The organism is Candidatus Pantoea gossypiicola, from assembly GCF_008632075.1.
GTDB lineage: Bacteria > Pseudomonadota > Gammaproteobacteria > Enterobacterales > Enterobacteriaceae > Pantoea > Pantoea gossypiicola.
In genome coordinates, this window is the sequence record NZ_VWVM01000041.1 from 1 (window position 1) to 7108 (window position 7108).

Annotated in this window: 7 protein-coding genes; 4 read left to right on the plus strand and 3 right to left on the minus strand. The window is 43.5% G+C overall.

From position 1 onward, the window contains the following. Both F3I20_RS24300 and F3I20_RS23570 read left to right on the plus strand, forming a co-directional pair. On the plus strand, window positions 1-272 hold a 272-nt coding region (locus F3I20_RS24300), incomplete at its 5' end, for a hypothetical protein (RefSeq protein WP_223822602.1). A gap of 346 nt (window positions 273-618) precedes the next feature. Continuing rightward, the gene (locus F3I20_RS23570; RefSeq protein WP_150038760.1) at window positions 619-1965 is read left to right on the plus strand and encodes a glycoside hydrolase family 1 protein; all 1347 of its coding nucleotides are present in this window, start codon (window positions 619-621) and stop codon (window positions 1963-1965) included. A gap of 87 nt (window positions 1966-2052) precedes the next feature. Here the strand turns inward: F3I20_RS23570 and F3I20_RS23575 are convergent, their stop codons facing one another. Next, a complete protein-coding gene (locus F3I20_RS23575) occupies window positions 2053-3138 on the minus strand; it encodes a lipase family protein (RefSeq protein WP_150016037.1) in 1086 nt (361 codons plus the stop codon). Window positions 3139-3695: 557 nt separating this feature from the next. Here F3I20_RS23575 and F3I20_RS23580 point away from each other — a divergent pair. Both F3I20_RS23580 and F3I20_RS23585 read left to right on the plus strand, forming a co-directional pair. Next, on the plus strand, window positions 3696-4448 hold the full coding sequence (locus F3I20_RS23580; protein ID WP_190286180.1) for a glycosyltransferase family 25 protein: 753 nt from the start codon (window positions 3696-3698) through the stop codon (window positions 4446-4448). A gap of 272 nt (window positions 4449-4720) precedes the next feature. Then, a complete protein-coding gene (locus tag F3I20_RS23585) occupies window positions 4721-5323 on the plus strand; it encodes a Rha family transcriptional regulator (protein ID WP_190286181.1) in 603 nt (200 codons plus the stop codon). Between the two features lie 116 nt (window positions 5324-5439). Here the strand turns inward: F3I20_RS23585 and F3I20_RS23590 are convergent, their stop codons facing one another. Together F3I20_RS23590 and F3I20_RS24055 are read right to left on the minus strand one after the other, a co-directional pair. Beyond that, window positions 5440-5973: a tail fiber assembly protein gene (locus tag F3I20_RS23590; protein ID WP_223813140.1), complete on the minus strand. Its 534-nt coding sequence runs from the start codon at window positions 5971-5973 to the stop codon at window positions 5440-5442. Beyond that, the coding region (locus F3I20_RS24055) for a phage tail fiber protein (protein ID WP_190286182.1) at window positions 5973-7108 on the minus strand (1136 nt) is incomplete at its 5' end. The genes F3I20_RS23590 and F3I20_RS24055, both read right to left, overlap by 1 nt.

The following is a 7108-nucleotide window of genomic DNA, read 5'->3' on the forward strand; positions in this document are numbered from 1 at the left end:
TACTTACACTCAGAAACGCAAAGTGTTCAGGTCACTGCTTCGTTAATCCAAACTCAGTACAATTCATAACATTCGGTCCGGTGGATGATGAAGACGTAACATTAGTTGTTCCTGTCAATTCTGCCGGCCATATAAATATTGATGTCCCTCCGGTGTCTGATTTAGAATTCTCCGGTTATCGTCTGGTAATTAATGAGATAGCCAACAAGAAGCCGTTCACAAAGCTCGAAGTTAATAAATTACAACAACTACTAAGTAAAGTAATTGTATAAAATTCTTTGGGTGCTGGTTAACCGGAGTATAATATGATGATGCTCAATTTTCTTTCATGGCTTCCGGTTAACTGCTCTCATAGCTTGACTTGTCATCAGTCAACTTTTTTCGCCTTCGCCTCTCCGCTTAAGCCTTGATTTAAAATTCATTTAATCATTTGAGTTTATATTTTAATCGCTGCGGTGAATCCCCCTATGCGGCGGGGCTTAAGTCGGAGTGAAAAGGTGATCCAGATTAACTGGATTTATATAGTTTTATATAGCTCTAGCAGAGCGGAATTCGATTGATTATAAATTAATTCAAAAAAAAGTGCATTGTACGTCAATCTAAATAAGGAGTAGTGCCATGTTATCAAAAAAATTCCCAAAAGGATTTCTTTGGGGAGTATCCTCATCAGCACCTCAAACTGAGAGTCGAAAGAATAGAGGTGTAAGTAACTGGGACATATTTATTGATAAAAACCCAAAGGGGGATGATTACAGCAACAAGATATGCACTGAGTTTGAGGAGCGATATGAAGAAGATATAAAATTACTAAAACAAGCAGGCATTAAATCCTTCAGGTTTTCAATATCATGGCCACGTATTCAACCCGCTTATAACAATGGTTCATTAGATAAAACAGGCGTTGAGCTCTACAATAAAATCATCAATTTACTAATTGATAATGGAATTGAACCTATTCCAACTATCTTTCATTGGGATATTCCCGATTGGGCTGGAGATTTTCGCGATAGAAATTTGGCTTATCGCTTCGCTGAATATGCATTGAAGGTAACGGAGCTATTTAGTGATCGAGTCAAAAAGTGGATTATCTTCAATGAACCAAGTTCCGTTGCTTTGCTTGGCTATGGCACTGCTACCTTTGCGCCAGGAATTGCATCAAAGGAGTCGATGTTTGCAGCTATTCATCACGTTAATCTTGCACAAGGGCTCGCTTTTAAAGCGCTTAGAACAAATCTACCTTCAGATGTCAAAATTGGTACAACACTTAGCCTTTCAAGAACAAGAGGTGAAGATGATTCGCCGGAAAATATAGAAGCAGCAAGAAAGGCATGGGAAATATTTGATGCAGTTTTCTTGGATCCTCTATATGGTAAGGGTTATCCGCAAGATTTGCTATCATCTTTTGAAGCATATATAAAAAATGATGACATGGATATCATAAATTCCTCGCCTGACTTTTTAGGCATCAACTATTATTGCAGGCTCTACGTCAAAGCAGACTCGGACCCAAAAAATTTCTTTGGATTTACTTCAGGCCAAGCACCCAAAGAGCTCCCCAAAACACAATCTTCTTTTGTAGTAGAACCTGATGGGCTGACAGAAATTCTTTTATATATTCATAAGAATTATAACTCACCTGATATTTATATAACAGAAACTGGATTTGCACTTGATGAACCTGAAGCTTCTCATGGGGTCATTGATGACTCCCCTAGAAGCCAATATATTTATGAATATTTAGATGCGGCTCTTGAAGCAATATCTAAGGGGGTCAACCTTCTTGGACTTTCTTATTGGGCTGCTACAGATAACTGGGAATGGACATCTGGACTTACGATAAAATTCGGTCTAATTCGCGTCGAAAAAAACACCCTTTTACGCACACCGAAAAAAAGCCTTGCGTATTACTCCAAATGCATTAATGAAAATTCAGCCGTGGAGCCAGATTCCGAAATAGACCTATAAAATTGCAACTTAGTTATAATGAAAGAGGGCGCTAAAAGCCCTCTTTAGCTAACAGTTAAAATTCTTGAATAAAGATATCAGGATTTTTTACTTGACTACAATAATGATATCTTCGACATTTTTAGAATTAAGATCGACATCTTTGCTGATTAGATTATAGAAACCAGGGTAAGCATCCCCATGCTGATACCCTACCTGAACTTTCCAGTCTGATGTCTCCCTTGTTAGCGGGAATGAAAACATTAAAACTGGGTTTGGCTGAGTGTATCTGTCACCTGCTGGTAACTCATCAAGTGAGGATACTACAGAATCGAGAACAAATTTTTTGATATTTTCAGGCACAGGAGACACATCATCATATAGATTTCTGAATCTTCGGAGCTCGTCCGATACCCAAGCACACGGTACAAGATCATTGGTGTTAAATACTCTTAAAAATTTACTCTGATATGTATCCCCACTTTCAATTTCTCCATTGAAAATTTTAGCTGCATAATTTACAAACATCTTGCTACCTGCTGTAGGAGCAGCGAATGTGCAGCAATGTACTTTCACGTCAAATTTATTGATACTAGATTCTTTCTCGCTAAATCTCAATTTATAATAAAGTGCCAAAGTCATTGCGAGACATCCGCCAAGGCTGTGACCAGTAAAAGTGACATCTATACCCTTTCCGCTTTGTGAACTGAGAGTATTGATGAAGTCAAATAAAGTTAAATCTTTACCCGGCAAGTTGTTACTTTGACCTTTGATAATAGTATTGCTTGCTATAGAAGCGCCTTCAGATATCTTCAAACCTGAAGGTGAATTAGAATAAACAGAGTTCCACTCAACCTGATCAATATCAAGATCTACTACGGCATCAAAAGGTGTTACTGTACCTCTTATTGCCACTCTATAGTCATCTGGATTTTTTAAATTCTTAGCCATATAAATTACAAAATCGTCTTGCCTATTCTCCCCAGTTCCATCCTCATCTGCTTTTAGTACTGCGGGCCCCCAGACAATTTCAAATTCCCCCTCAACCAACTTACTCCTTCTGAGAGACTCAATCGCATACTCATAAATCATTGACGGTGTTGGCTCAGTCAATAATTTCCCACTACTCGCTATAAAGCTTAAAGCCAAATTCTCTTTTATTACTTCGTCGCTAAACATTTCTTCGCTGAACATTTCATACCCCTTGGTTTTTGAAAAACCTCAGTCTTGGCCTCCCTTAATCAATAAAATTTCAACGAAAACACATATAGCGATGAGAGTGGTTAATCAATTTTTTGAATCTTTAGCCAGGTCACAAAATCCTGTAAATTTTATTGACGCCACCAGCTTTTCCCTAACAGGAAAAAATCATAAAAACCATTAAACTTTGCACGAATCATTTTTACCTTATGTTTGTTAAATGTGCTTTGAATGATCTGTATCAATAATTCATACGTAACGGAACATTGTGTTTAGTGTCCGTTGTCTTTAGTAACCATATAATCCCTCTTGTGAGAGCGACCTCACGATACAACTATATAAACTCTATGCTAATTGCATCGGTATTCGGTGACGCCCTGCGATTGGGCGTTTTTTTGAGTTTGTATGCTGTCTCGTGATGTTGTGTTGCTTTGAGGCAATTCCTGTTTATCCTCGTGCTGACCATGCCTCAGTGCTGCCAACGATTCAAAGCGCTTCGTTGGCAGCCTTCTTTTATTTCTCCCTTCGAACCACTCAAAGGACTATCTGTGATGAAGATATTCGTCATTAATCTGGCGCGATCCCCCGAGCGTCGGGCTTCTATGGAACAACAACTATCTCGCCTTAATCTTGAATACGAAATAGTCGAAGCTGTTGACGGATCTCAGCTCTCATATACAGACATCATGAAAGAAACCAGACCTCTGAACTACGCACTTAGCTGTGGTGAAGTGGGCTGTGCACTCAGTCATATCAACATCTACAGAAGAATAGCCTCTGAGGGCATACCGATGGCGTTAATCCTGGAGGATGACGCGCTTATAGACTGTAAGACAGTGGACGTTATGTCAGAAATTGAAGAAAGAAATACTACACACCCTACCGTTACCTTATTAACGGAAGGACCTAAATATATTAATAAGCCCTTATATAAGTCAGATGAAAAAAAACACCAGATATACGAGGTATTAGAAGCCGCATGCTCGCATGGTTATGTGATAAACAATAGTGCTGCCTGTAGGATGGCAAATTTCCTCTACTCTGTTTGGATGGTTGCCGATAAATGGCAGGTTTTAAAGGAATACTCAGTTTGCCAAGTAGAGGCTGTTATTCCATCAGTTATAGGTAAAACACCTCATGCCGATAGTTCAACTATACAATTTGATAATGACTTTAAGAAAAGATTAGAAGAAGAAAAAGACTTTATGTGGGCTGGGATTAAAAGAAAACGCCCGCTCAAACTCAAGTTGAAACGCCTGTTTTGGTCTTCTTTTATTTATCCATTCCTTAAAATTTCAAAATAACGACTTTCCATTGGGAAGCACGGCTGACAAGTTCTCCAAAAGAAGGAGGCTCACGCTTCCTGGCTGTGCCTTCAAATTTACCTTCACAGCAGCTGTTGACATTACCCTGCCCAATCTAATACATTCCTCCTCGGTGCTCAACACACCTCTCATAGCGGATGCCGCGCCCGACAGTCATGCGGCTTTTTTGTGTCCAGATTTCATTGAACAATGGTCGGGTGGCGCGTAGCACATAAAACACTCTGTTCGCAGAGGAAAACTACGGGCCGTCTATGAGCGGTGTTGAAGCACCCGACCACCATTCAACGAATCTCATAGAGGCACTTATTATGCTATCAATTCCTACCAAAATCCCCCAAATATCAATCCACGCGGGCCAAGCAGTCACAACATCAACTGCTGTCGCTGATTTTTTCCATAAACGCCACGATGATATTCTTAAAAAAATACGCGTTTTAGATTGTTCTGAAGATTTCACTGCCCGCAATTTTGCGGTGAGTGATTATCAGGATAGCACGGGTCGAAGACTGCCAATGTATGAGATGACTAAAGACGGTTTCACTTTTTTGGTGATGGGGTTTACTGGTAAGAAGGCCGCCGCTTTTAAAGAGGCTTACATAGCTGAGTTCAATCGCATGGAAGCGGAACTTCACCGCTCCGAATCACGCGATATCATCCAGGGCGACGGTCACTCTCTTCTGATCCACTTCGACAGAAAAACCAACCAGATCAGCTACACCGAGCAAGTACCTGCCGATGCAATTGTCGCTACAGTCGAGCGGGTTCGCGGCTGGATGGAGAAGCAAGGCTATAGGGTCATGTCTAAAGACGAAATCAAAAATATGACGCTGGCACAGCTGCTGGCGCTGAAGTAAACGCCCATGTTCAACCATCCCAGCTATAATAATTAAGTTCTACCTCGTCCTTGCTCTCTGAGCGATGCTATAGCCGCCGCACGCATGCCGACACCAGCAATTGTGCGGCGGCTTTTTTATGGCTCTTCCGGCCAGACAATCGCGTTATACCCTGCCTCATCGCTGACGCTGCTGAGATCCACCGCCTTAAGCGCTTTGATATAGGCCATCCACTTGACCAGGCTGGCTTTGTCTTCGTCACTGATGGTGTCCAGCTGAAGTTCTGTGCGCCAGTCGGCGGTGGCGGCGTTAGCTGCGGTGAGAAGGTTCTGACGCTGTGCTTCCGCTCTCGCCTGCCACTCTTCGGCGGTATAGGTACGCGGCACAATATTTTTGCCGTCAAACATCCAGTTGCCGGTAATATCGATTCCTTCAGGCACATCTGCTGCGGCGACTTCTGCGACAGAATTATCTACCGGCCACAACGTTGACACATCATAATTCATTGAAACAATGATGCCCGAACTGTCGAAAACAACTTTCAGTGTTTCATCGTCAAACAATTTCTGCGACTCATACCAGTCACGACCGGCATCGTCCTTCAGAAACAGCACGGAATTACCGGCAATCATTTCGGCGTTATACACGTGCAGATTTTTCATTAAGACCATTACGCTAATCCTATTGTCATCCAGTTGCCATTAACGAGAATTTGCTGGGCAGCATATAAAAGGCTCATGTTCGCCACGTCTGAACTTCCGTTATTTCTGGCACCTATCACTACGCAGCCAGCTGGCACCTGTAGCCCAGCCCCACCGCCAACTTTCCCAGACCACGTGGCGGATGCCTGACGCGAACTGTTTACAAAGTTCTGACTCACCCAGGTCTGTACTGCCCCTACCTGCGCTGAAATCTGACCCGCTATCCAGTTATTGAGAAATCCACCCCATACAGAGCCATAGATATTGCCGTCTGTAGCTAAACGGCTGGCTCCACCTCCACTGTAAACATTGCCGCCCGCAGTGAAATCATGCCCGGTTGACAGCGCACCTGTGGCAAAATTTGCCATCAGCGGGCGGAGTGCGTTGTATCCACCATGAGGATCGCCATCATTAGTAAACATCAGATACATGCTGCTGGCGTCAAACCGCCAGAACACGCCGCGGTTGTTGCCAACTAAACGATAGTTATTTCCGACCGCAGACCACACCTCACCATCAACCTCTCCACCCGTTTTAGGGTATGATCGGCTTTGTTCAGGCGTTGGTGGATTCTGAGTGGTAAAAAACTCGCCTACATCTGTCGAGTCCACTGTACCGTAAAATTTAGAATCACCACCCCAGTCAATATAAATGTGGTGATTACCGGATGAGTGCAGACCGCCGTTGGCCTGAACTGCATTCCAGTTACCGACCTTATCGAGCGAAAGGGCTTCCCGGGCTTTAGCAGTGTCGGTCAGATCGGACAGGTTTTTATCCGCATGCAGATAACGCTTGTCCAGATTTGCCACCGGAAACAGCGCCAGCCAGTCGCCGGCATCGGCTGCCGGTTCGGTGGCGGTTTCCTTCTGTGCCCGCCACACGATGCCGCTGTTTACCACCACAGCGCCCGCCGGCCACGTGCCCGCAGCCCAGTCGGGCAACGCATGCTGCAGCAGCCACTGAATGGCCTCATCGGTACGTTTCTGCAGGGCGTTAAACCACTCCATCGGCGGGATGCCGTTCGTCGGGTCGGTCACTTTATTGCCGCTCCCGTCCTTACCGTCGGTCGTTACCCCCCAGCCACGTGATATTGCCGGGAAGTCCA